This is a genomic window from Paraburkholderia monticola (assembly GCF_001580545.1).
In the GTDB taxonomy this organism is placed as follows: Bacteria; Pseudomonadota; Gammaproteobacteria; order Burkholderiales; family Burkholderiaceae; genus Paraburkholderia; species Paraburkholderia monticola.
In genome coordinates, this window is record NZ_LRBG01000010.1 from 84,336 (window position 1) to 107,610 (window position 23,275).

Sequence of the window (23,275 nt, forward strand, 5' to 3'; positions counted from 1 at the left end):
AGACTAGAGGTCTATATGGATCGGATTGAACTTGAATTGTACTTGAACAATCTCCTTGAAACCGCGCGGTTCAAGGACTATTGCCCGAACGGATTACAGGTCGAAGGGCGCCGCCGGATCAACAAGCTCGCGACCGGCGTGACCGCGTCGGTGGCCTTCCTGGAGGCCGCGCTCGACTGGGGCGCAGACGCTGTGCTGGTCCATCACGGCTACTTCTGGCGCAACGAGGCACCGCAGATCACCGGCCGCAAACATGCGCGCCTGAAGCTGCTGCTCGCCAACGACCTGAACCTGTTCGCCTACCACCTTCCTCTCGACGATCACCCGCAGTTCGGCAACAACGCGCAGATCGGCGAGAAGATGGGCTGGATCAGCGACGCGCGCTTTGGCGAGAACGATCTCGGCTGGCTCGCCACGCTGCCGATGCGCATCACGCTGTCGCACCTGACCGCGGAAATCGAGCAGACGCTCGGCCGTACGCCGCTCGTGTTCGGCGATCCGGATCTCGAGCTGCGCCGCGTCGGCTGGTGCACGGGCGCTGCGCAAGGCATGTTCGACGCGGCGATCAACGCGGGCGCCGACGTCTACGTGACCGGCGAGGTATCGGAGTCGGTGATGCACACGGCGGCGGAAAGCGGCGTCGCGTTTCTTGCGGCCGGCCACCACGCGACCGAGCGCTTCGGCGTCCAGGCGGTGGGCAAGCATCTGTCCGAATCTTTCGATATCGAACACCTGTTTATCGATATCCCCAATCCGGTTTGAATTGCGAATTGCATTCACGCAGAAAAAGGCATGAATACCGTAGAAGGCACTTAAAAAGAGTGGCGAAAAAGTTTGCGATCGGTACGGACAAACCCTGAGTTATCAAGGGCTTCGCACGGTTTTTGGCAATCGGCCCTTGTAAATGGCGACTCCATTCGAGCAAACTAGCGGCGGTAGAAGCGGCGTGAAGGAAAAATCCAACTCAGAAGTGGGGCGTGTGATGCGAGACAAAGAAGAGGAACGCGTCGATGGCAGCCGCCGTAACTGGCTGGTAGCGACGACCGTAGCAGGCGGCATAGGAGGTGTTGCCGTTGTCGTACCCTTTGTAAGTTCGTTTGCACCATCCGAAAAGGCCAAGGCAGCGGGTGCCCCGGTCGAAGTCGATATCAGCAGTCTCAAGCCCGGCGACATGATGACGGTCGCCTGGCGTGGCAAGCCGGTGTGGATCATCAACCGCACGGACCGCATGCTCGCCGATGTCCAGAAAGCCGATAGCCAGTTGGCGGATCCCCACTCGCTGAATCCGTTCTCGATGCCGCTGCCGGACTACTGCAACAACGAATTCCGTTCACGCGCAGAGAACAAGCATCTGCTCGTCGCCGTCGCCGTGTGCACGCATCTGGGCTGCACGCCGACGCCGCGCTTCCAGGAGGGCCCGCAGCCCAATCTCCCCGACGACTGGCCCGGCGGCTTCCTGTGCCCGTGCCATGGCTCCACCTACGACATGGCCGGCCGCGTCTTCAAGAACAAGCCCGCTCCGCAGAACCTCGACATCCCGCGCTTCATGTTCACGTCGGCGACGGCCCTTGTGATCGGGAAGGACGAAAAAGGAGAAGCGTAATGGCGAGCGAACACGAAGTAGAGACGACCGGGGTGACGGGTTGGATCGACCAGCGCTTCCCGATGACTGCCACGTGGAAGAAGCACGTTTCCGAGTACTACGCGCCGAAGAACTTCAACTTCTGGTACTTCTTCGGTTCGCTTGCGTTGCTGGTGCTGGTCAATCAGATCGTCACCGGCATTTTCCTCACGATGAACTACAAGCCCGACGCGACGCTCGCGTTCTCGTCGGTCGAGTACATCATGCGCGAGGTGCCGTGGGGCTGGCTGATCCGCTACATGCACTCCACGGGCGCGTCGATGTTCTTCGTCGTCGTGTATCTGCACATGTTCCGCGGTCTCATGTACGGCTCGTACCGCAAGCCGCGCGAGCTCGTGTGGATTTTCGGCTGCCTGATCTTCCTGTGTCTGATGGCCGAGGCGTTTTTCGGCTATCTGCTGCCGTGGGGCCAGATGTCGTTCTGGGGCGCGCAGGTGATCGTCAACCTGTTCTCGGCGATTCCGTTCATCGGACCGGATCTGTCGCTGTGGATTCGTGGCGATTACGTGGTCTCCGACGTCACGTTGAACCGCTTCTTCGCGTTCCACGTGATCGCGATTCCGCTGGTGCTGATCGGCCTCGTGATCGCGCACCTGGTCGCGCTGCATGAAGTCGGCTCGAACAACCCGGACGGTATCGAGATCAAGGCGAAGAAGGGCCCGGATGGCGTGCCGCTCGACGGCATTCCGTTCCACCCGTACTACTCCGTGCACGACTTCATGGGCGTGACGATCTTCCTGCTGATCTTCGCGGCGATCATCTTCTTCGCGCCGGAAATGGGCGGGTACTTCCTCGAAGCGAACAACTTCATTCCCGCGAATCCGCTGCAAACGCCGCCGGAAATTGCGCCGGTGTGGTACTTCACCGCTTTTTATGCGATGCTGCGCGCCACCACCGATCCGTTCAAGATCGTGCTGATGATCGTCATCGCGCTGCTCGGGCTGCTCGCGCTCGTGCGCGCCCGCGGCAAGTGGAAGCTCGGCCTGCCGGTGCTGGCGGTACTGGTGATCGTCGCGATGGCGTTCACCGAGTCGAAGTTCTGGGGCGTCGTGGTGATGGGCAGCGCGGTGATTTCGCTGTTCTTCCTGCCGTGGCTCGACCGCTCGCCGGTCAGGTCGATCCGTTACCGGCCGTTCTTCCACAAGGTTTTCTTCGGGATCTTCGTGGTCGCGTTCCTGACGCTCGGCTTCCTCGGCACGCGGCCGCCATCGCCAGCTTCGACGCTGATCGCCCAGATCTGCGCGCTGATCTACTTCGCGTTTTTCCTCGGCATGCCCTTCTGGACGCGGCTTGGCACGTTCAAGCAGCCGCCGGAACGGGTGCGGTTCAAGCCTCACTAATCGCGAGCCAGGAGAACACGAAGATGAAAAAACTGCTTTCGATGTGCGCGCTGGTCGGCGCGACCGTGCTGGCGCTGCTGGCCGCTCCGGTCCATGCGGACGAGAATTTCCCGCTCGATCGCGCGCCGGATAACACGAACAATTTCGCTTCTTTGCAGCGCGGCGCGCAATTGTTTGTAAACTACTGCCTGAATTGCCACAGCGCGAACCTGATGCGCTACAACCGCCTGACCGATCTCGGCATTTCGCCGAGCTCGATCCAGGCGAATCTGCTGTTTACCACCGACAAGGTCGGCAACACGATGACCGTGGCGATGCGGCCCGAAGACGCGAAAGCGTGGTTCGGCGCGACGCCGCCGGATCTGTCGGTGGAGGCGCGGGCGCGCGGCACGGATTGGCTCTACACGTATCTGCGCAGTTTTTACCGCGACGATACGCGCCCGACTGGCTGGAACAATCTGGTGTACGAAAACGTGAGCATGCCTCACGTGCTGTGGCAGCTTCAGGGGCAGCGCGCGGCTAAATTCGGCGATGAAACCGACGAAAAATCCGGCGAAACGGTACACAAATTCCTCGGCTTCCAGCAGCTGACTCCGGGGACGATGTCGCCGGTAGATTATGATTCTGCTGTGGCCGACCTCGTGTCGTACCTGTCATGGATGTCCGAACCGACGCAGCAAACCCGCAAGCAACTTGGCGTGTGGGTGCTGTTGTTCCTCGGTATCCTGAGCTTTTTCGCCTGGCGACTGAACGCCGCGTACTGGAAACATATCAAATAATCACGCCGTTACACGGCGTGGGGCCGGCGCCAGGAAAGACCTGCTGAACGGTTTTTCTGCGCGCTGGCCCTTCAGCTTTTTGAGGAAACGTAAACATGATGGTTCTGTATTCCGGCACTACTTGCCCGTTCTCCCAGCGTTGCCGGCTGGTGTTGTTCGAAAAGGGCATGGACTTCGAGATCCGCGACGTCGACCTGTTCAACAAGCCGGAAGACATCGCTGTGATGAATCCGTACGGTCAGGTGCCGATTCTCGTCGAACGGGACCTGATTCTGTACGAATCGAACATCATCAACGAGTACATCGACGAGCGCTTCCCGCACCCGCAGCTGATGCCGGCCGATCCGGTGCAGCGCGCGCGGGCCCGTCTGTTCCTGCTGAACTTCGAGAAAGAGCTGTTCGTTCACGTCGGCACGCTCGAAAACGAGAAGGGCAAGGCGGCGGAGAAAAATCACGAGAAGGCGCGCCTCGCGATCCGCGATCGCCTGACGCAGCTCGCGCCGATCTTCCTGAAGAACAAGTACATGCTCGGCGAAGAGTTCTCGATGCTCGACGTCGCGATCGCGCCGCTCCTGTGGCGTCTCGACCACTACGGAATCGAGCTGTCGAAGAACGCCGCGCCGCTGATGAAGTACGCCGAGCGCATTTTCAGCCGCCCGGCATATATCGAAGCGCTGACGCCGTCGGAAAAGGTGATGCGTCGTTGAGTTTGGCTTTGGCGCGCGGGCGCCGCATCGTTTTGATACGCGCCCGCGTCCGCAAGAGGACTGTTGATGCAAGAGATTTCCACGAAGCCTTATCTGCTGCGCGCGCTCTACGAGTGGTGCACGGATAACGGCTACACACCGCACATCGCGGTCCGGGTCGACAATCAGACGCGTGTGCCGCGTCAGTTCGTCCGCGACAACGAGATCGTGTTGAACATCAGCTTCGAGGCGACGAGCCAGCTGCAGATGGGCAACGAGTGGATCGAGTTCAACGCCCGTTTCTCCGGCAAGTCGCACAAGATCGAGGTGCCGGTGGCCAATATTCTCGCGATCTACGCGCGTGAAAACGGGCAGGGCATGGCGTTCCCGGTCGAATCGGCGGGCGGCGAGGCGCAGGATTCGGGCGCGGATGCCGCGGACGAAGTCGACACGCCGGCGGCCCCTCGTGCCGTCGAAACGTCGCCGGCCGATCCGGCCGCGACCGCCGATGCCGACGACAAACCGCAGCCTGACGACGATGGCTCGAAAGGCGGCGGAAGGGCTCGCCTTAAGATCGTGAAATGAAGTAGAATCACGGCCTCATGCCGGCTTAGCTCATCAGGTAGAGCGCTTGACTTGTAATCATGAGGTGGCGGGTTCGAGTCCTGCAGCCGGCACCAAATTGCTTTATCAGCAGTAACCGGAAATACTGAAAACCCCGACGAAGCGCTTGTTTCGGCGGGGTTTTTCTTTTTTCGGCCGTAAATGGGCGGCTAGATCGATTTCACTTCGCCGCCATCCATCCGCAGCGTCGAGCCCGTCATCCAGCGTGCCGCGGGCGACACGACGAATGCCATCAGCTCCGCGATTTCCTCGGGTGTGCCATAGCGCGAGATGCCTGCCTCGATGGGGAATTTCGCGGTTGCCTCTTCGACGCTCATGCCATGCAACGGCGCCCAATGCTCGAGATAGGAGCGGCGCCGGCCGGTCATGACCGGTCCGGGTAGGACGCTGTTGACCTGCACGCCGTCCGCGATGCCGCGATCCGAGAAGGCCTTGGCCAGCGCCACGATTGCCGCGTTGATGGTGCCGACCGCTGCGTAAGGCGCCTTCGGGAACAGCGCCGAGTTGCCGGACATCAACACGACCGACCCCGCGCTTGCCTTCAACGCCGGCCAAGCCGCCACTGTCAGCCGGCGCGCGCCGTGCAGCTTCAGCGCAAGCCCTTGATCCCATTGCTGATCGGTCATTTCGAGGATGTCGATCTGCGGCACCGCGCCGGCGATGTTGAGCAGCGCGTCGATCCTGCCGAACGCAGCGAGAGTCCGCTCGACGACTTGCCCGGCGGCATCCGGCTCCGACAGATCGAGATCGACGACGAGCGCTTTCGCTCCGGCCTGCTCAACCTGAGACGCCGTTTCCTCGAGATTGGGCCGATTGCGTGCGACTACCACGATCGAATCAAAATCCCGCGCCAATCTGATCGCGGTGGCGCGTCCGATGCCTTGACTCGCGCCGGTGACGATAGCAACTCTGCTCGACATTTCGCTTCTCCTGAAGGATGGGGTGGTTCGGTGGGCATCAACGGTCAAGAAACTCGCGGATTGCCGCGGCGATTTCGTCCGCATGCGTTTCAAGCGCGAAGTGGCCGGTGTCGAGGAAACGCACGACCGCATCAGGCAGATCGCGCCGGAACGCCTCCGCGCCCGCCGGCAGAAAGAACGGGTCGTTCTTGCCCCATATGGCCAGAAGCGGCGGGCGGTAACTGCGGAAATACTCCTGAAACGCCGGGTACAGCGCGACGTTGTGGCGATAGTCACGGAACAGATCGAGCTGCACCTCGTCCGCGCCGGGGCGGCGCAGGTAGAAGTCGTCGAGCGAATAGCCGTCCGGGGAGACCGACGCAGTATCCGGCACCCCATGCGTGTATTGCCACACGGTCGTCTCAGGCGCGAGCAAGGCGCGCAGCGCTTCGCGATTGGCCGGCGACGCGTCTCGCCAGTAGGCGCGAATCGGATTCCAGCCGTCGCTGAGCCCCTCTTCGTAGGCGTTGCCGTTCTGCGAAATGATCGCCGTGATCCGCTCGGGATGCGCGAGCGCCAGCCGGAAGCCGGTCGGCGCCCCATAGTCGAAGACGTAGACGGCGAATCGGTCAAACCCGATCACTTCGGTAAATCGGCCGATCACCTCTGCAAGGTTCGCGAACGTGTACGCGAAGTTTTCGCGCGCAGGCATGTCGGATTGACCGAAGCCCGGCAAATCGGGCGCGACGATGTGAAAGCGATCGGCAAGCCGCGGAATCAGCTCGCGAAACATATGGCTCGAACTTGGAAAGCCGTGCAGCAGCAGGAGTTTCGGGGCGTTCTCGGAACCGGCTTGACGATAGAAGACCTTGAAACCGTCGACGTCGGCATGGCGATAGGTGATGGCGGTCATGATGGCTCTCTCTGCAAAAAAGGGCGTGAATAACGGATGCGGATGCAAACGGCCTGCTTCAGTCGGCCGAGACAGCCAGCGCCGCCTCGACGATGACCTCGACGACGGCCTCGGGCGCCGTGACGCTCGGCGTGTGATCGACGTCGAGCGCGTGGACGCGCGCGCCCATCCGCTGCGACATCGAGCGCTGGTTGTCGGGCGCGATCATTCGGTCCTGCGCGGCCACGAGAAACCAGCTCGGCAGGTCTTTCCACCGCGGCCGTCCCACGGGTACGCCGATGCAGGCCGCCGCGATGGGACGCTGGATCGCGGCGAGCACGTTCGCTTCGCGCGCACTCGCGTGATGTGCGAACGCACCTGCGAACGCCTCGCGCGGAAGCCAGATCAGGCCGTCGCGATCCGGCGCGAGCGTCGGAGCCTGCGGATGCGCTTCACCGCGGTGGAACACGTCGGCCACCGTTTCGCCTTCGTCGGGCGCCAACGCCGCGATGTAGACCAGCGCCTTCACGTTCGCGGCACGCGCGGAACCGATCACAGCGCCCGCATACGCATGTCCGACCAGCACGACGGGACCCTCGATTCGCGCGAGCGTGCGCTCCAGCGCGGCCGTGTCGTCACCGAGCGACGTCAGCGGCAGAGGCGCCGCGACCGCATCGATATGCCGGTCGGCGAGCCGCTCGATGACCCGGCTCCAACTCGACCCGTCGGCCCATGCGCCATGCACGAGCACTACGTTCACATTGCGAAGAGACATGTTGTTGCTCCTTTGAGCGAAGGAAATGTTTGGCTGCGACGTCCGGACGCGTGACGCTTCTGTGTAACCGTGTTAATGCGTATTTACAGGTTACAAACGTACGTTGTAACTTGTCAAGTGAGATTTTGATGGTTACGATGAGCGAATCGTCATCAGCTCCGTTTCGTCGAGAAAAATGGACTACCGTCAGTTCCCCCCGCTGTTCCTGGCCGACGCGCCGGGCCTCGATTTTCTGAACTCAGTGGCTACGCCCGTGGATGAGGAAGTCGACTGGATCGCGGACGGCGCAGGCTTGCTGGCGTGGCTCGAGCAGGCCGGCATGGTGCCGCCCGAGGCGCTCGCTGAAGTGCGCGAGAGGTTCGTATCGACTGAGTTCGATGCGATGGCCGCTCAGGCGCGCGAGCTGCGCGAGTGGTTCAGAGGCTTTGTCGGCGCGAGGAAAGGGCGGCCGCTGGCTGCGGGAGACTTGCTAGAACTCGAGCTGTTGAATCGACTGCTCGAGCGCGACGAACGATACGGCGCACTCGTTACCGGCGACGACGGTGGATTCGAATTCCGCGAACGCCGTCGGTGGGCGTCGCCCGAATCGTTGCTGATGCCGATCGCCGAAGCGTTGGCCAGACTCGTTTGCGACGAGGATTTCACGTACGTAAAAGCGTGCGAAGGTCCGCGCTGCACGCTGCTGTTTGCCGACCACACGCGTGGACATGCGCGGCGCTGGTGCAGCATGGCGGTCTGTGGGAATCGCGCGAAGGTGGCAGCACACCGCAAGCGGCTGAAGGAACTGGAGGGCGGGTGATGTAACCCTCGCCATTTGCGTTCACAGCTAACCCAAACCCCGCAAAGCCAACAATGGCCTTGCGGGGTTTTTTAATTGCAGAAGGCGGGTCCCGGGTGATGTGAGCAAGAAAGGAGCTCGCCCAAACCTTCGCCTTGCTTACGAAAACTTTTCGTGAATGTTGTCATATGTCTTACATCACGTGGGCGGCAAGGGAAAATCCGTATAGCCCGAATTTAGCGGCTGAATCGAAAATTTTCTCTATAAAAACGGCTGTCAGGCGACCTTTCCTGCTAAGGTAAACCTGCGCCATTTGTACGTCGTCTTACAAGATGGCGGTAAAAATATTCACGCGCGCAGACCGTTGCGTGCGTGCTCACACCAGAAAGCAACAGGAGACCAAGGTTTTATGACCAGGAAAGTGGAAGATTCACTGAACCGCGCACAGCAGGAGCGTCCGCAATCGCCGGCTCGCCGTAGCTTTCTCGCATTCGCTGGCGTCACGGCCGGCGCCGGGCTGATTGCGGGTCTGCCCGGCTGTGGCGGTTCGACCGACACCGCCGCTAGCGGCGGCAGCACGTCGGCTACCACCACACCGCCCGCCGATCCGATCTGGGGCCCGAGCGGCGAGGCGACCACGATCATCAACAAGCTGGCCGGCATCACGACGTCGATGTTCCCCTCGGTCGATTTCCAGGTCACGACGTACGGCGCGCAACCGCTGCCCGCGGCAGCGCTGATCCAGTCGACCGCCTGGCCGGGCGGCCTGATTCCCTGGGTCACCGGCGGCAGCGAGCAGACCCAGTATCCGAGCAACGACCTGCAAAGCCCGGGCTCGAACATCATGGTCCCGTGCGACTACACGGACACCGCATACGACGCATGCCCGGCGTTCAACGCCGCGATCCGCGCCGCGAGTCAGGCGGGTGGCGGCCGCGTGGTCGTGCCGGCCGGCAACTGGTATTGCGGCGGTCCGATCGTGTTGCTGAGCAACGTGAATTTCCACCTGAGCTCGGGTTGCACGATCTACTTCAGCCCGAACCCGGCCGACTACGCGAAGAATGGTCCGTACCCGACGGCAAACGGCAACCTCTACTGGACGCGCTGGCAGGCCAACGACTGCCTGAACTTCGGCTCGCCGATCTACGCGTATCAGCAGAAGAACATCGCACTGACTGCCGACGACAACACCTGTGTCCTGAACGGACAGGCCATGACGCCGATGCAGCTGAGCACCCAGCCGCCGACGTCATGCTGGTGGACGTACAAGGGTTCGAGCAACACGTATGGCTCCACCAGCTCGACGACGACCACGCAGGCCTACGCGAACCCGAACAACGTCGCGCTGACGAGCCTGCCCGCCACGCAGGTCACGAATCCGAAGGCGAACGTGTCGTTCACGAACCAGGACGGCGTGACGACGACGCTGATGACGTTGCTCACCGCGACCGGCTGGAATCAGGACCAGAACTATCTGCCGGCGCTGTCCGAACTCGGCGTGCCAGTGGTGAACCGCGTGTTCGGCAACGGTCACTACCTGCGTCCGTGCATGGTCGAGTTCATCGGTTGCACCAACGTGCTGCTGCAGAACTACCACACGCAAAACACGCCGTTCTGGCAGCACCACCCGACCGCCAGCTCGAACGTGGTGATCGACGGTGTGTTCGCCGACAGTATCGGCCCGAACAACGACGGTTTCGACCCGGACGCATGCAACTACGTGCTGGTGCAGAACGTCCAGTTCAACACCGGCGATGACTGCATCGCGATCAAGTCGGGCAAGTGCCTCGACACCGAATACGGCCCGATGCAGAACATCGTCGTGCAGAACTGCACGATGCAAAGCGGGCACGGCGGTCTGACGATCGGCAGCGAAATGAGCGCGGGCGTGCAAAACGTCTACGCGCGCAATCTGACGATGCAGAACGAGAACTGGGCAAGCAACCCGCTGAACATCGCGCTGCGCTTCAAGACCAACATGAACCGCGGCGGCTTCATCAACAACGTGTGGATCAACGGCGTGACCCTGCCGAACGGCGTGAACCTCGCCGGCAAGTTCGGCGGCGGCGCGCTGGGCGCGGCCTACCCGGGTTCGGTGCCTGGCACCGGCACGGTCGGTACGGTCACCAACCCGTCGACGGGTCAGGGCGGTCTGATCACGTTCGACTGTGATTACAGCGCGTCGGGCGATGCGGTGCGCTGGAATCCGGCCACGATCAACAACGTCAACATCTCGAACGTGAACGCAACCGACGTGTCGGGCAGCGTCAAGTACTCGATGACGCCGGGCTTCACCGCCGGCACGAACTCGTGCTTCCAGGCAATCGTGGCGCAGGGCCCGATGGCGGCGGACTACAACGGTCCGCTGCCGGTCCCGACGGTCTCGCCGATCACCGGCGTGACGATCTCGAACTGCAACCTGGGTCACCCGGTTTGCGTGGGCCCGGCCTCGTCGACCGTGCCGGGACCGATGTTCGTCGTCAACACGAACGGCATTACGTTGAACAACGTGGTGGTTGCAGGTACCACGTACAACTCGGTGCTGACCGGCTGATCGGGCATCGGCGCGGACGGAACCGCGTTCCGTTCGCGCTGGTGTCTGCGCTTTTCTGCTGCAGCAAGCACGCTTCACAACGGGCGCCGTCGGATTCGACGGCGCTTTTTTTGTCTTTGGTTCGGGCCGGAAAGAGGTCGGTGCGGCGTGAGGTGAGCCTCCGAATGGCTCAAAAATCACGATATCTCTTTCACCTTGTCGATTGTGGACTGTTTAGTCTTCATTTGGCCTGCGTTCGGGGCCGGTAAACTCATCTCATCAACGTCACCGCAGGATGCAGCGCCGCGAATCCGCACGACGTGAGGTGAGCCTCCCAATGGCTCAAAAATCACAATATCTCTTTCACCTTGTCGATTGTGGACTTATAAGTCTACATTTTGGTCTGCGTTAGGGGCCTCTAAACTCCCCTCATCACCGTCACCGTTGCATGCCGCGCCGCGAATCCCCACGGCGGCGGTACGGTACTATTCGGGCGTCGCCCGGGATGGCGGTCAGCGACCGGGCATTCTGATCGGCTGCCGCGGTCCCCGTCGCCGGCGACGCCACCTCGACTCCATTGCACCATGACCAGCCCCGCAACCCTCACCTGGCCAGAAGCCGACGGCCCGCGCACCGCGCGCTGGCGTTCCGAAGCGGCCGTGCCGCCGCCGAAGCGCGTCGTCGTCGCCGACGATCGCACCACCGCCGACTCGGCCTATCGTCTCGCCAGCGAAGGCACCGCGCTGCTGTGGCACGGCGACTTCCAGAACGCGCGCCAACTACTGCAGGCGGTCACGCGCCGGCTCGAACGCAAGCCGCGCAAGCAGGGCGCGACGCCGCTCGACGCGTTCAATCTGCATCGGCAAACCCAATCGCAGCGCGCGCGCACGCTCGGCATGATCCTGATTCCGCTCGATGCCGACTACGGCATTGCGCTGCGCCGTGCGCCGGACGTGCGGCAGGCCTGCATCGAAGCTTATGGGCCGGCGAGTGGTGACGCGTCGGTCGTGTCGTTGCGGGAATTGCTCGGCTTGATCGGCGCGCACGAATGGCGCAAGAAGGGCGTCGAGATTGCAGCGCTCGGCGAGCGCATCCATCCGCATTACGGCGTGTTCTCACCGGTGCGCGGCGAGTACGTCGATCTGGTCGCGCGCACGCCACTGCCTTCGCTCGAGCTCGCGTTCGATATCGGCACCGGCACCGGCGTGCTGGCCGCGCTGCTGGCCAAACGCGGCGTGCGCAAGATCGTCGCGACGGATCAGGATTCGCGCGCGCTGGCGTGTGCTCGTGAAAACCTCGCGCGTCTTGGCTACGGCGAGCAGGTCGAGATCGTGCAGGCGGATCTGTTTCCCGATGGGCGCGCTCCGCTCGTCGTCTGTAATCCGCCGTGGGTGCCGGCGCGGCCCGCGTCACCGCTCGAATATGCGGTCTACGATCCGGACAGCCGCATGCTGCTCGGCTTCCTGAACGGCCTCGCGAATCATCTGACGCCGGACGGCGAGGGCTGGCTGATCATTTCGGATTTCGCCGAGCATCTGGGGCTGCGCACGCGTGAGTGGCTGCTGGCGGCGATCGATCACGCAGGTCTGAGCGTGGTGGGCCGCGAGGACATCCGTCCGCGGCATCCGAAGGCCAGCGATCAGAACGACCCGCTGTATGTTGCGCGAGCGGCCGAGCTTACGTCGTTATGGCGGCTCAAAGCGCGGTGAAGCCGAGCGCGCGTCACGCCGACGTGCCGCGCGCTGCCAGATACGCGTGCGCGCCGTCACCCGCCACCAGCCCGCTGGCAAAACAGGCGGTCAGCAGATAACCGCCGGTCGGCGCTTCCCAATCGAGCATTTCACCCGCGCAGAATGCGCCGGGCATCCGCTCGATCATCAGATGCGCGTCCAGCGCCTCGAACGGAATGCCGCCCGCGGTGCTGATCGCTTCCTCGATCGGTCGCGCGCGCAGAAGCCGCACCGGCAGCGCCTTGATCGAGCGAGCGAGGCCGGCGGCATCGGCGAACGCTTCTTTCGACAGAATTTCGTGCAATAACGCCAGTTTGACCCCGCCGATCCCGATCCGCCCGTGCAGATGACTCGCGATCGAACGTGAGCCGCGCGGCCGCGTCACCTCCTCGACGACTCGCTCGAGCGGCAAGCCTGGCGCGAGATCCAGCGTGATCGTGACCTCGCCGTCAGCCAGAATCCGCTCGCGGATCGGCGCCGACAACGCGTAAATCAGGCTCCCTTCGAGGCCTGTTTCGGTCAAAAGTATTTCACCTTGTCGATTGTGGACTTTTCCGTCTACATCGGTGAGTGAGATGGCGACCGGTTTGATCGGCTGACCGGCGAATCGCTCGCGCAGATAGGGGCTCCAGTCCGCGTCGAAGCCGCAGTTCGCGGGACGCAGCGGCGTCACCGGCACGTCGCGCGAGCTCATCAGCGGTACCCACGCCGCGTCGGAGCCGAGACGCGGCCAACTGGCTCCCCCCAGTGCGAACACGACGGCGTCGCAGCGCACCGTTCCCTCACCGTCGGGCGTGTCGAAGCGCAGCACGTGCGCGTCATCGGCTTCGGACATCGACGCCCAGCCGCTCCACTTGTGACGCATGTGGAATTGCACGCCGGCTTCGCGCAGCCGATGCAGCCACGCACGCAGCATCGGCGCGGCCTTCATGTCGGACGGGAACACCCGCCCCGAACTGCCGACGAACGTGTCGACGCCCAACTCGCGCAGCCACGTGCGCAGCGCGTCGGGCCCGAACACGTCGAGCAACGGCGCGATGCGCTCGCGGCGCGCGCCGTAGCGGCCGAGAAACGGCTCGAGGGGTTCCGAATGCGTGATGTTCATGCCGCCTTTGCCCGCCATCAGGAATTTGCGGCCGACCGACGGCATCGCGTCATACACGTGGACTTGCACGCCGCGCCGGGCAAGCGTCTCGGCGGCCATCAGGCCGGCGGGGCCGCCGCCGATGACGGCGACGCGGGCGGAATCGAGCGAGGATGGCATGCGGTTCGGCAGATCAGCGGGGGGAAATGGTAGTGCGCCAAAGCGGTCAGGCGGACAGGGGCGCGAAGGGCGCCATTGTCACACCGTGCGCGGTGTGCGGCAAACGCCGCCGAACGCAGCCGAGCACGCGGGAATTGATCAAACCAGCAGGGTTTGACCCAGCCAGGCCGGAAAATACTGCATTCCGTCCTTCTCCCGGCCTTTATGCATCGCGTCCGACGTTTGGCGCGCGCGGCCCGCGACCTATACTTTTCGAACACCCTCCATCGGACGCCGTTCGCGTCGTTCTCCGCGTCAAATCCCACTCCCGTCACTTCGGACGCAGCCGCTGCGGCGCGCTTCACTGCCGCTTGCCGGCAGCCGACGCGCAGCGCGTTTAAATCGGTGGAAGGGTCGATCGTTTAGCGCAAGGAGGTTGCCATGGCCCGCAAATATATCGACTGTCGCGAGTGTCCGAGCGACGTGAACTGCACTGTCGCGTTGTCCGCCGACAGCGACAGCGAACTGCTCGAAGCCGCGGTCCAGCATGCCGTCAGCGTTCACAAGCACGCGGATTCGCCCGAGCTGCGCGCGCAGCTGAAGTCGCTATTTCATGACGGAACGCCGCCCGTCGAGGCGCCGCGCGCGTGACGCCAGCGTGGAGGGGAGGAGTGCGGAAGCCTGCGCCGCGAGCGGCATGGAGCCGCCCGCGCGCAGTCGCGTTGCAGCAGTCTTGTCGTGGCGCGAGAGACGCAATACCAAGCCATCCTAACCAACGTGACGACGCGCTAACCGGGATAGGCCTCGTCGACCTTCAGCCCAGCGAGCTTGAAGATCACCCGCAGCGTTTGCGGCTTGATGTCGCGTCGCGACGCAAGTGTCGTCATCACGAAGTCGAGCACTTTGGCGTACTTGAGCATCGTCAGGCAGGTTTCGAGATCGACGCTGCCGTCGCGCATGACCTCGGCGAGCCGTAGCATTTCCGTGGAGATGTCGCGTGCCATCTCCAGCTCGAGCTGCTGCTTCTCCGACCACGCGGGCGCGGCGGTGAGCTTCGCCAGCATTTCCTGAAACTTTTGTTCGACGTTTCCGCCAGGTACGGTATCCATTGCCGCCTCTTCTCTGATCAGCCGAGCGCGCGACCGCTGTCCACGCCGGCACGCCGCTGGTTACGTAACGTTTGGCCCATGTTCCGGGACCGCCCTCCCCACATGCATCCGGTGCGCGTGTCCGGCCGCACATGGCCGGACAGCCCCTGTTTTTCGGCGACACAGCGTGCACCCGCGCGCTCAGCCGGCGCGCAAGCTGTTTTCAGCCATTCTCTAGACGCTTCTGTGCTTCGTCCTTCGAGCAGAAAGTGTTCCAGATTGACCGCATGTCTCGCGTGTTCCGCACGGCTTGCTCGCTGGGAGTGCCGCACTTTGGGTAAACTGGCAGCAACTTTTCTCTTTTTCCGTCATCTGTCGCACGTTCGCGCTGCAATTGATGGCGGCTCACATGATGTCCGTCAAATCCCACGAAATCCGTCCCAACCAGTCCGTCGAGCTGCTGAAGGAGCTCCACATCCTCACCCGTGACGGCAAGATGAATCAGGACAGCCGTCGCAAGCTGAAGCAGGTCTATCACCTGTTCCAGTTCATCGAGCCGCTGCTCAAGGACCTCAAGGACCAGCAGGGGTCGCTCACGCTCGTCGATCACGGCGCGGGCAAGTCATACCTCGGTTTTATTCTGTACGACCTGTTTTTCAAGGAGTTTCAGGACGCCGCTGGTGTGGCTTCGCACATTTACGGCATTGAAACGCGCGAGGAGCTGGTGACGAAGTCCGAAGAGCTGGCGGCGCGGCTCGGCTTCAAGGGGATGTCGTTTCTGAATCTGTCGGTGGCCGAGTCGATCACGTCGACGCGCCTGCCCGCCGAAATCGACATCGTCACCGCGCTGCACGCATGCAATACCGCCACCGACGACGCGATCCGCTTCGCGCTCGAAAAGCACGCGAAGTACATCGTCGTCGTGCCCTGCTGCCAGGCCGAGGTGGCCGGCGTGCTGCGGCAGAACAAGGGTAAGGCGCTGAAGAACGCGCTGACGGAAATCTGGCGGCATCCGCTGCACACGCGCGAATTCGGCAGCCAGATCACCAACGTGCTGCGCTGCCTGCAACTCGAAGCGCATGGCTATCAGGTCAGCGTGACTGAGCTGGTCGGCTGGGAGCATTCGATGAAAAACGAGCTGATCATCGCGCACTACAAGGATCTGCCGCGGCGCCGGCCGGCCGAGCGGCTCGTCGAAGTACTGGACACGCTTGGCCTCGATGCGCTGAAGGAGCGCTTTTTCGCGCCGGCTTGAGAGGCGCGGCCTAGCGCTTCATCAACGCGTCCCAACCCGCGAGGCCGATGCGCCGCAGCGTTTCCTGATTGCGCTCGTAAATCTCTTCCGCGTCGGGAAAGGCCTGCACGGCCCGCTCGATGCTGTCCTCACGCAGCAAATGCAGGATCGGATAGGGCGCCCGATTCGTGTAGTTCTCGATGTCGTCGGGCTCGCTGCCTTCGAACTGGTAATGCGGATGAAAGCTCGCGACCTGGATGACGCCTTCGAGCCTCAACTGCTTGATCAGCCGATCGGCGAAGAACAGGCAGTCGTTGAAGTCGAGGAAGTCGCCGAACGCGCGCGGCAGGATCAGCAGGGTCGTGTCGATGGCGGCGGGGTCGGCCGCCACGAGCGTCTGCAACTCGGCTTCCAGAGCGCACAGCACCGCTTCGAGATTGTCCGCTTCGCTGACTGCGTAGCGAATCTGCCCCTTTACATGCACGGCCTTGGCGAACGGACACAGGTTCAGGCCGATCACGGCCTCCGTCAGCCAATGACGGGTCGAGGCGATAACGGCATCGTGGGATTCGGCGGGCAACGGCATGGCAAACGGACGCGGCGGGGAAAGGCGTGATTTTAATCGACCCGGCTCATGGACCGGTTCATGGACCGGCTCGCGGACCGGCTCGCGGACCGGCTCAGCAAGCCCGCGACTGCCGGCAAGCCGCCGCAATCAACTGCGCGGCGACCTTCGGCGCGGCGAGGACCGGCCCGCAGCCCGGCCCATAAGTCTGGCTCGCCGCGTACACACCCTCGATCAGCAGACCAAGCCCATCGGCGAGCGCTTGCGGGTCGTCGGCGCCGGCCGACGTCGACAATTCGAGCAGACGCGCCATCAAGCGCTGCTTGTTGCGAAACACGAACTGCCGCGCCGGATGCGTCGTATCAGAAAACTCCACCGACACGTTCACGAACGGACAGCCGCGATAATCGTCGACCGATGCGCGCACCGCGAGGTCGTCGAAATATTGCTGAAGCTGTCTGGCTGGCTCGCCCGGATGCTTCGCGAAGCTTTTCTCGACGTAGCCGAAGAACTGTTCGTCCTTCTGCTCCAGATACGCCATCACCAACTCGTCCTTCGACGAAAACTGCCGGTACAGGCTCATCTTGTTCACGCCTGCGCGCTCGACCACCGCATCGACGCCGACGCTGCGCACGCCTTCGCGATAAAACAGCTCGCTGGCCGCACGCAGCAGATGCTGCTGGGCCTGCGGCCCCGCAGTCTGCGCGCTGCGTGCGCGCCGCGCGCGAGTGGGGCTGCGCTTGAGAGTTTCGCTGTCGGACATGGAAAGTCACCCCGAATGGAATTGACGTCTTGACATGTTACCGACCGGTAACTAAGATCGCAACACTATTGTGACTGATCTGTCACAAGTCCTTTACCGAAGCCGTAATAATGCGAACGACGCCGCCCGCCAGGCCGCGTCGATGGGAGAACCGATGAACTGGGCTGCGCGACTGATAGGCGGACGTTTTCACTACGGCTGGTTGACCGTCGCCGTGGTGTTCCTGGTATTGCTCGCGGCGGCCGGCACGCGCGCGACGCCGAGCGTGATGATGGTGCCGCTCGAGCATCAATTCGGCTGGAGCCGCGCGACGATTTCGCTGGCGATCTCCGTGAACATCGCGCTGTACGGGTTGATGGGGCCGTTCGCGGCCGCCGCGATGCAGCGCTTCGGCGTCCGTCCGACGCTCTTGACCGCGCTCGGCACGATGGCCGCGGGCGTCGCGCTGTCGTCGCTGATGACGCATCCGTGGCAGATGGTGCTGATCTGGGGCGTGATGGTCGGCGGCTCGACCGGGGTGGCGGCGCTGTCGTTGTCGGCGACCGTCGTGACGCGCTGGTTCACGACGCGCCGCGGTCTCGTGATGGGCATTCTGACCGCCAGCTCGGCGACCGGTCAGCTCGTGTTCCTGCCGCTGCTCGCGGCCATCGCCGAGCATTACGGCTGGCGCCAGGTCGTGTGGGTCGTCGCGCTCGCCGCGGCTGTCGTGATTCCGCTCGTCGCGTTTCTGCTGCCCGAGCATCCGGCCAGCATGCAGCTGCGCCCGTACGGCGAACCGCACGACGCACCGATCACCACGACCGTCACGAAGCAGAACCCGCTCGCCATCGCGTTCGGCACGCTCGCGTCGGCAAGCAAAACGCGCGATTTCTGGCTGCTGTTCTTTAGTTTCTTCATCTGCGGCGCGAGCACCAATGGCTACGTCGGCACCCATTTGATCGCGATGTGCGGCGACTACGGGATGACCGAGGTGCAGGGCGCGTCGCTGCTCGCGGCGATGGGCGTATTCGACCTGTTCGGCACGACGCTGTCGGGCTGGCTGTCGGACCGCTTCAATAGCCGGGTGCTGCTGTTCTGGTACTACGGGTTGCGCGGGCTGTCGCTGATGTATCTGCCGCACGCGTTCGGCATCGACTTTTTCGGCTTGCCGCTGTTCGCGGTGTTCTACGGTCTCGATTGGATCGCCACGGTGCCGCCGACCGTGCGTCTCGCCACCGATGTCTACGGCAAGGAAGCGGCGCCGGTCGTGTTCGGCTGGGTGGTGGCGGGCCATCAGCTCGGCGCGGCGTTCGCGGCGCTCGGCGCGGGCATGCTGCGCGCGAGCCTTGGTACCTACACGGTCGCGTCGATGATTTCCGGCGGCTTGTGCCTGATCGCCGCGGTGATCGTGCTGCGCATCAACCGTCCGGCGAAGGTACCGACGCCACAGGCAATCTGAGGCGTCCTCGCGAGCCGCGCAGATTCGCCGGCACCGAAGCAGCGAAGCAACGACGCACGGCCCCGCCACGGGGCCGTGCGCATTTTCGCAGCCAGCGCCGCATCACGCCGCGCCGCGACTTGGAGCGCGCGCGCCGAAAGCCCGTTATGCTATGTGGCCCCGGGCAACCGTCCGGCGATCATGAATTTCTACCGAGAGAAGCGCATGGCCAACAAACCCGCCTCAACCGAAGTTGCTATTCACGAGCTGATTGCAGGCCGCTGGAGCCCGCGCGCGTTTTCGAGCGAGCCGGTGAGCCGCGACCAGTTGCGCGCCGTGCTCGAAGCAGCGCGCTGGGCGCCGTCTTCGTATAACGTACAGCCGTGGCGCTTTGTCGTCTTCGATCGCAGCGTCGACGAAGTCGCGTTCAAGAAGGCTTTCGCCACGCTGGTGCCGTTCAACCAGGGCTGGAATGCGCCCGCGCCGGTGCTGATCGCGGTGACCGCACATACGCTAACCAACAAGGGCGACCTGAACCGCTGCGCGTTTTACGATGCGGGCGCGGCGGCGATGTCCCTGGTGCTGCAGGCGCACGCGCTTGGCCTCGCCGCGCATCAGATGAGCGGCTTCGACGTGAACGCGTTCCGCACCGCCTTCGAATTGCCGAAAGACGTCGAGCCGATCGCGATGATCTCGCTCGGCCACTACGGCGATATCGATAAACTCGACCCGGTTCTGCGTGAGCGCGAGAAGGCGCCGCGTCAGCGCGCGGCGCTCGCGGATATCGCATACGGCGGCGGTTGGAAGAAGGCGTTCTGAGTGCCGGCCGCGCGGCGCTTGCCGCGTGAGTTCGCGCGAGGCGAAGAAAGCAGTAGACAGGCAACGAAGCAGTCAGGCGCGCGCGGCATCGTCCGCGCGTTTTTCATGCGGCGCCGTCGTCGTCCGCCACGCTCGATAGGGGCGCCGCCACGTGTTCGAGCGACTTGCGCTCCGCATCGACACCCCAGATCGCCGCGACGAGCGCCGCTGCGAGCATCAACGCCGATCCGACCAGATAGCCCGAAAACACTGCGCTGCGCTGGTGCGTATCGATCAGCCGGCCGAAAAACGCCGGTCCGATGATGCCGCCGAGCGCGGTGCCGAACGCGTAGAAAACCGCGATGGCGAGCGCGCGGATTTCGAGCGGAAACGATTCGCTCACGGTCAGATACGCCGAACTCGCGGCCGCCGACGCGAAGAAGAAAATCACCATCCAGGCCACTGTCTGCGTGACGACGGTGAGCAGTTGCTGCTCGAATAGATAGCCGGACAGCGTCAGCAGGATCGCCGACATCGCGTACGTCGCGGCGATCATCTTGCGTCGGCCGATCACGTCGAACAGCCGCCCGAGCACCAGCGGTCCCAGGAAATTGCCGAGCGCGAAAGGCAGCAGATACCAGCCGATGTGGTCGCCCGGCACGTGATAGAAGTCGGTGAGGACGAGCGCATAGGTGAAAAAGATCGCGTTGTAGAAAAACGCCTGCGCAGTCATCAGCGTGAGGCCGACCAGCGCGCGACGCCGGTGCACGTTGAACAGCACATGGAACACCTCGCGCAACGGCGTGTGGTCGCGCGCGCGCAAGCGCAACCGCGTAAGGGTGTCGTCGACGAGCGTGTGACCGTCGGCGCGAATACCCCTCTCGATCCCCTCGACGATCTTGCGCGCGTCGGGCTCGTCGCCATGCGTGAGCAGCCAGCGCGGGCTTTCGGGCACCCAGATGCGCATGGGCAGAATCCCAAGTGCGAGCACCGCGCCGATGAAAAAACACGCGCGCCAGCCCCAGTCGGCGGGCAGCAGATGCGGATCGAGCAGCACCAGCGAGCCTGCCGCGCCGAGCCCCGCGCCGACCCAGAACGTGCCATTGATGCCGAGGTCGGTCCAGCCGCGTACGCGTGCCGGCGTAAATTCCTGGATGGTCGAGTTGATCGCGGTGTATTCACCGCCGATACCCGCGCCGGTCAGGAAGCGAAACAGCATGAAGCTCATCAGATTCCACGACAGCGCGGTCGCCGCGGTCGCGGCCAGATAGAGGGTCAGCGTGATGAAAAACAGCTTGCGGCGGCCGAGCCGGTCGGTCAGCCAGCCGAAGCCGAGCGCGCCGAGCACGGCGCCGGCAATGTACGCGCTGCCCGCTAGACCGACGTCGGCGTTCGAGAAACGCAGCGCCGGGCTCGTTTTCAGCGCGCTCGCGACCGCCCCCGCCAGCGTCACTTCGAGCCCGTCGAGCAGCCACGTCACGCCGAGCGCGACCACGATCAGCGTGTGGAAGCGGCCCCACGGCAGGCGGTCCAGCCGCGAGGGCAGATCGGTTTCGATCAGCCTGGCGTGGCGGTCATCGACGGCGGCGGTGGGCGGCATGCTCATGACGCGAAGTCTCCTCGATGGCGAAAATGGGGCGGCATATCGGGTCCGATGCAGCGGGTCCGATGCAGCGGGTCCGACGCAGCAAGTCCCGTTCCGTGGCACGATTTCAACCGATGCCGCGGCCGTCCCACCAGCTTCAGTTGATGCTGCCGGAGTTTTCGTGATACAAAGCCGCTCCCCTTCCTGTGCGCGCCAGCCGTGAGCGGCCATTCCTGCCATGAACTATTGCGCGATTGACTTCGGTACTTCCAATTCGGCCGTCGCGGTCCCTGACGGTGCGCAGCTTAAGCTGGCGCCGGTCGAGGGCGCGTACACGACGCTGCCCACCGCGGTCTTCTTCAATACCGACGAAAACACCAGCGAATTCGGGCGTGCGGCGCTCGCGGCCTATATCGACGGTTTCGACGGCCGGCTGATGCGCTCGATGAAAAGCATTCTCGGCTCGCCACTCGCCGAGAATACGACCGACCTCGGCGACGGCAGTGCGATCAAGTACACCGACGTGATCGCGACGTTCCTGAGTCACCTGAAACGCTCGGCCGAGGCGAGCGCCGGCGGCGCGATCGACCGCGCGGTGCTGGGCCGCCCGGTGTTTTTCGTCGACGACGATCCGCGCGCCGACCAGATGGCGCAGCAACAGCTCGAAGCTGCCGCGCGCACGGTCGGTTTGCGCGACATCCACTTTCAGTATGAACCGATCGCAGCCGCGTTCGACTACGAATCGCATCTGAGCGCCGAGGGGCTCGTGCTGGTGGCTGACATCGGCGGCGGTACGTCGGACTTTTCGCTCGTGCGCGTGGGGCCGGAGCGGATGAAGCGCGTCGAGCGAAAGGACGACGTGCTCGCGCACCACGGGGTGCACGTCGCTGGTACGGATTTCGATCGCCGCGTCGAACTCGTGACGATCCTGCGCGAGCTCGGCTACCAGTCGCTCGATCCGCAGGGGCGCGAAATCCCGAACCGGATTTATTTCGATCTCGCGACGTGGCATCTGATCAACACCGTCTACACGCCGAAGCGCGTCAGCGAACTGGCGCTGATGCGGCACCTTTTCACGGAGACGAAGCACCACGACCGGCTGATGCGCGTCGTCGAGCAGCGTTTCGGGCATGCGCTCGCCGCGCATGCGGAAGAGGCGAAGATCGGCGTGGCGGCGGGCGGCGAGACCGTGATCGATCTCGAGGAGGTCGAAGAGGATCTGCGTCTCGCGTTCGACGAAGCGCAGCTCGTCAAGGCCGGCGAGGAAGAAACCCGGCGCATCGTCCAGGCGGCACGCGATACCGTGCAGGCCGCGGGTGTCGCGCCGCGCGACGTCGACGCGATCTATTTCACGGGTGGCTCGACGGGGCTCGCGTTTCTGTCGGGCGCGCTGGCCGCGGCGTTTCCGGACGCGAAAGCGGTGTTCGGCGACCGTCTCGCGAGCGTGGCGACCGGGCTCGGTATTCACGCCCGGCGCGTGTTCGGATAATCGCGAATAATCAGCAATTAATCCGCCGCGAATTGCGAAGTGATGCGAAGTTAATCGGCGCATTATGGATTCGCCGCCGATAATAAAAAACCCCGCAGAAGCGGGGTTTTTTTGCGTCCAGAAGGAAGCGGAGAGCTTACACCGGCTTGATGTTGGCTGCTTGCTTGCCCTTCGGGCCCGTCTTCACTTCAAACGTGACCTTCTGGTTTTCTTGCAGCGTCTTGAAGCCGTCGACGCGGATTTCCGAGAAATGCGCGAACAGATCTTCACCGCCGCCGTCCGGAGTGATGAAGCCAAAGCCCTTAGCGTCGTTGAACCACTTGACGGTACCGGTTTCCATATTACTTTGTTCCTAAAGATGGTGAATAAGGCCGAAGCCCGGGGTGCATGAAAATCAAGGAAGGGGGTAATGGGA

Annotated in this window: 23 protein-coding genes and 1 tRNA gene; 15 read left to right on the top strand and 9 right to left on the bottom strand. The window is 63.4% G+C overall.

The window, feature by feature from the left end; all coding sequences use genetic code 11:
- The first annotated feature begins 15 nt into the window (after positions 1-15).
- The 7 genes from CI15_RS13330 to CI15_RS13360 all read left to right on the top strand — a co-directional run bounded on the left by CI15_RS13330 (position 16) and on the right by CI15_RS13360 (position 5,127).
- Complete coding sequence (locus tag CI15_RS13330) at positions 16-762, top strand: Nif3-like dinuclear metal center hexameric protein (RefSeq protein ID WP_062128458.1); 747 nt, start codon at positions 16-18, stop codon at positions 760-762.
- A 220-nt stretch (positions 763-982) separates the two neighbouring features.
- Complete coding sequence (gene petA, locus CI15_RS13335; protein WP_062128460.1) at positions 983-1,603, top strand: ubiquinol-cytochrome c reductase iron-sulfur subunit; 621 nt, start codon at positions 983-985, stop codon at positions 1,601-1,603.
- Positions 1,603-2,982, top strand: a complete 1,380-nt coding sequence (locus CI15_RS13340; RefSeq protein WP_062128462.1) for a cytochrome b — start codon at positions 1,603-1,605, stop codon at positions 2,980-2,982. Before petA ends, CI15_RS13340 begins: the two co-directional genes overlap by 1 nt.
- Before the next feature lie 23 nt (positions 2,983-3,005).
- Entirely contained in the window at positions 3,006-3,761 is a 756-nt protein-coding gene (locus CI15_RS13345) for a cytochrome c1 (protein WP_062128464.1), read from the top strand.
- A gap of 95 nt (positions 3,762-3,856) precedes the next feature.
- A complete protein-coding gene (locus tag CI15_RS13350) occupies positions 3,857-4,468 on the top strand; it encodes a glutathione S-transferase N-terminal domain-containing protein (protein ID WP_006052302.1) in 612 nt (203 codons plus the stop codon).
- Positions 4,469-4,534: 66 nt separating this feature from the next.
- A complete protein-coding gene (locus tag CI15_RS13355) occupies positions 4,535-5,032 on the top strand; it encodes a ClpXP protease specificity-enhancing factor (protein ID WP_062128466.1) in 498 nt (165 codons plus the stop codon).
- 19 nt (positions 5,033-5,051) lie between these two features.
- A tRNA-Thr gene (locus tag CI15_RS13360) sits at positions 5,052-5,127 on the top strand.
- Between the two features lie 93 nt (positions 5,128-5,220).
- Here the strand turns inward: CI15_RS13360 and CI15_RS13365 are convergent.
- From CI15_RS13365 to CI15_RS13375, 3 genes are read right to left on the bottom strand one after another with little or no spacing between them, the layout of a single operon-like run.
- Positions 5,221-5,991: an SDR family oxidoreductase gene (locus CI15_RS13365; RefSeq protein WP_062128469.1), complete on the bottom strand. Its 771-nt coding sequence runs from the start codon at positions 5,989-5,991 to the stop codon at positions 5,221-5,223.
- Between the two features lie 37 nt (positions 5,992-6,028).
- A complete protein-coding gene (locus CI15_RS13370; protein WP_062128471.1) occupies positions 6,029-6,883 on the bottom strand; it encodes an alpha/beta fold hydrolase in 855 nt (284 codons plus the stop codon).
- A gap of 58 nt (positions 6,884-6,941) precedes the next feature.
- Positions 6,942-7,637: an alpha/beta fold hydrolase gene (locus CI15_RS13375; protein ID WP_062128473.1), complete on the bottom strand. Its 696-nt coding sequence runs from the start codon at positions 7,635-7,637 to the stop codon at positions 6,942-6,944.
- Between the two features lie 175 nt (positions 7,638-7,812).
- Between CI15_RS13375 and CI15_RS13380 the strand changes: the two genes are divergently transcribed.
- From CI15_RS13380 to CI15_RS13390, 3 genes are all read left to right on the top strand, one after another.
- On the top strand, positions 7,813-8,436 hold the full coding sequence (locus CI15_RS13380; protein ID WP_062128475.1) for a CGNR zinc finger domain-containing protein: 624 nt from the start codon (positions 7,813-7,815) through the stop codon (positions 8,434-8,436).
- 388 nt (positions 8,437-8,824) lie between these two features.
- Positions 8,825-10,969 (top strand): glycoside hydrolase family 28 protein, encoded by a 2,145-nt coding sequence (locus CI15_RS13385; RefSeq protein ID WP_062128477.1) that lies wholly within the window; start codon positions 8,825-8,827, stop codon positions 10,967-10,969.
- A 563-nt stretch (positions 10,970-11,532) separates the two neighbouring features.
- Positions 11,533-12,657, top strand: coding sequence for a methyltransferase (locus CI15_RS13390; RefSeq protein WP_062128479.1), 1,125 nt, complete (start codon positions 11,533-11,535; stop codon positions 12,655-12,657).
- 13 nt (positions 12,658-12,670) lie between these two features.
- On the opposite strand, the gene CI15_RS13395 is transcribed toward CI15_RS13390, so the two are convergent.
- Positions 12,671-13,942: a TIGR03862 family flavoprotein gene (locus CI15_RS13395; protein ID WP_062128481.1), complete on the bottom strand. Its 1,272-nt coding sequence runs from the start codon at positions 13,940-13,942 to the stop codon at positions 12,671-12,673.
- 420 nt (positions 13,943-14,362) lie between these two features.
- On the opposite strand from CI15_RS13395, the gene CI15_RS13400 reads away from it, so the two are divergent.
- Positions 14,363-14,572, top strand: a complete 210-nt coding sequence (locus tag CI15_RS13400) for a DUF1059 domain-containing protein (RefSeq protein WP_062128482.1) — start codon at positions 14,363-14,365, stop codon at positions 14,570-14,572.
- A 137-nt stretch (positions 14,573-14,709) separates the two neighbouring features.
- On the opposite strand, the gene CI15_RS13405 is transcribed toward CI15_RS13400, so the two are convergent.
- Entirely contained in the window at positions 14,710-15,030 is a 321-nt protein-coding gene (locus CI15_RS13405; protein WP_062128484.1) for a type II toxin-antitoxin system HicA family toxin, read from the bottom strand.
- Positions 15,031-15,421: 391 nt separating this feature from the next.
- On the opposite strand from CI15_RS13405, the gene CI15_RS13410 reads away from it, so the two are divergent.
- Positions 15,422-16,264, top strand: a complete 843-nt coding sequence (locus CI15_RS13410; RefSeq protein ID WP_062128584.1) for a class I SAM-dependent methyltransferase — start codon at positions 15,422-15,424, stop codon at positions 16,262-16,264.
- A gap of 10 nt (positions 16,265-16,274) precedes the next feature.
- On the opposite strand, the gene CI15_RS13415 is transcribed toward CI15_RS13410, so the two are convergent.
- Both CI15_RS13415 and CI15_RS13420 read right to left on the bottom strand, forming a co-directional pair.
- Positions 16,275-16,829: a DUF1415 domain-containing protein gene (locus tag CI15_RS13415; RefSeq protein ID WP_062128486.1), complete on the bottom strand. Its 555-nt coding sequence runs from the start codon at positions 16,827-16,829 to the stop codon at positions 16,275-16,277.
- Positions 16,830-16,923: 94 nt separating this feature from the next.
- The gene (locus CI15_RS13420; RefSeq protein ID WP_062128488.1) at positions 16,924-17,571 is read right to left on the bottom strand and encodes a TetR/AcrR family transcriptional regulator; all 648 of its coding nucleotides are present in this window, start codon (positions 17,569-17,571) and stop codon (positions 16,924-16,926) included.
- Between the two features lie 154 nt (positions 17,572-17,725).
- Here CI15_RS13420 and CI15_RS13425 point away from each other — a divergent pair, with 154 nt between their 5' ends.
- Together CI15_RS13425 and CI15_RS13430 are read left to right on the top strand one after the other, a co-directional pair.
- On the top strand, positions 17,726-19,009 hold the full coding sequence (locus CI15_RS13425; RefSeq protein ID WP_062128490.1) for an MFS transporter: 1,284 nt from the start codon (positions 17,726-17,728) through the stop codon (positions 19,007-19,009).
- A 204-nt stretch (positions 19,010-19,213) separates the two neighbouring features.
- A complete protein-coding gene (locus CI15_RS13430; RefSeq protein ID WP_174543227.1) occupies positions 19,214-19,807 on the top strand; it encodes a nitroreductase family protein in 594 nt (197 codons plus the stop codon).
- A 103-nt stretch (positions 19,808-19,910) separates the two neighbouring features.
- Here the strand turns inward: CI15_RS13430 and CI15_RS13435 are convergent, their stop codons facing one another.
- On the bottom strand, positions 19,911-21,392 hold the full coding sequence (locus tag CI15_RS13435) for an MFS transporter (RefSeq protein ID WP_062128492.1): 1,482 nt from the start codon (positions 21,390-21,392) through the stop codon (positions 19,911-19,913).
- Positions 21,393-21,609: 217 nt separating this feature from the next.
- Here CI15_RS13435 and CI15_RS13440 point away from each other — a divergent pair, with 217 nt between their 5' ends.
- The gene (locus tag CI15_RS13440) at positions 21,610-22,860 is read left to right on the top strand and encodes an Hsp70 family protein (RefSeq protein WP_062128494.1); all 1,251 of its coding nucleotides are present in this window, start codon (positions 21,610-21,612) and stop codon (positions 22,858-22,860) included.
- A gap of 136 nt (positions 22,861-22,996) precedes the next feature.
- On the opposite strand, the gene CI15_RS13445 is transcribed toward CI15_RS13440, so the two are convergent.
- Complete coding sequence (locus CI15_RS13445) at positions 22,997-23,200, bottom strand: cold-shock protein (RefSeq protein WP_013090665.1); 204 nt, start codon at positions 23,198-23,200, stop codon at positions 22,997-22,999.
- Between the last annotated feature and the right edge of the window lie 75 nt (positions 23,201-23,275).